Genomic DNA, 1,253 nt, shown 5'->3' with positions numbered 1-1,253 from the left:
CCGGCCCGGCGGCGGGCCAGACCCAGGGCGGCGGCGGGCGCCGTCGCGGCGGCCCGACCCAGCTCGTCGTGGTGCAGGGCTCGCTGGCCGGCACCACGGTGGCGCTCCAGGGCCAGACCATCACGCTCGGCCGTGCGCACGACTCCACCATCGTGCTGGACGACGACTACGCGTCCTCCCGGCATGCCAGGATCTATCCGGATCAGACTGGGCAGTGGACGGTCGAGGATCTAGGCTCCACCAACGGCACCTATCTGGACCGGCAGCGCCTGACCGCGCCCACCCCGCTCCAGCCGGGCATGCCGATCCGTATCGGCAGGACCGTCATCGAACTGCGGAAGTAGTAGCGCATGAGGGACAGCATCCCGTCCATGACCCAGAGGGGGGCACAGGTCGCATGACCCTGGTGCTGCGCTTCGCCGCCGGCTCCCACAAGGGACTGATCCGGGAGGGGAACGAGGACTCCGGCTACGCCGGGCCGCGGCTGCTGGCCGTGGCCGACGGCATGGGCGGCGCCGCGGCCGGCGAGGTCGCTTCCTCCGAGGTGCTCGGCTCGATCGTCCGGCTGGACGAGGACGTGCCGGGCGCCGACCTGCTGACCCTGCTGGGCGACGCCGTCCAGGGCGCCAACGACCGGCTCCGGCAGATGGTCGAGGAGGACCCGCAGCTGGAGGGCATGGGCTGCACCCTGACCGCCATGCTGTGGACGGGCCAGCGGATGGGCCTGGTGCACGTCGGCGACTCCCGGGCCTACCTGCTGCGCGACGGCTCCCTGGTGCAGATCACCCAGGACCACACCTGGGTGCAGCGCCTGGTCGACGAGGGCCGGATCACGCCCGAGGAGGCCGAGACCCACCCGCAGCGCTCGCTGCTGATGCGGGCGCTGGACGGCCGCGGCCAGGTCGAACCCGACCTGTCGATCCGCGAGGTCCGGGCCGGCGACCGCTACCTGATCTGCTCCGACGGCCTCTCCGGCCCGGTCAGCCACCAGACCCTCCAGGACACCCTCGGCAGCTACTACGCGCCCGAGCAGACCGTGCAGGAGCTGATCCAGCTCGCGCTGCGCGGCGGCGGTCCGGACAACATCACCTGCATCGTGGCGGACGTCATCGACGTCGGCGCCACGGACACCATGAGCGGCCAGTTCAACGACGTCCCGGTGGTGGTCGGCGCGGTCGCCGACGCCCCGCCGTCCTCGGCCGCCGCCGACCGCTCGATCGCGGACACCCCGGCCGGCCGCGCCGCCGGCCTCG

2 protein-coding genes are annotated in these 1,253 nt (G+C 73.1%); both read left to right on the top strand.

The window, feature by feature from the left end:
• On the top strand, nucleotides 1–344 hold a 344-nt coding region (locus KS423_RS45715; protein ID WP_224285545.1), incomplete at its 5' end, for an FHA domain-containing protein.
• 53 nt (nucleotides 345–397) lie between these two features.
• Nucleotides 398–1,253 (top strand): PP2C family serine/threonine-protein phosphatase (locus KS423_RS45710; protein ID WP_224285544.1); only part of this gene is annotated, 856 nt, incomplete at its 3' end.

It is taken from the genome of Streptomyces sp. LS1784 (assembly GCF_020103755.1).
Classification (GTDB): domain Bacteria; phylum Actinomycetota; class Actinomycetes; order Streptomycetales; family Streptomycetaceae; genus Kitasatospora.
Note: the sequence above shows the minus strand (reverse complement) of the source record. Positions and strands in the feature narration are given on the sequence as shown.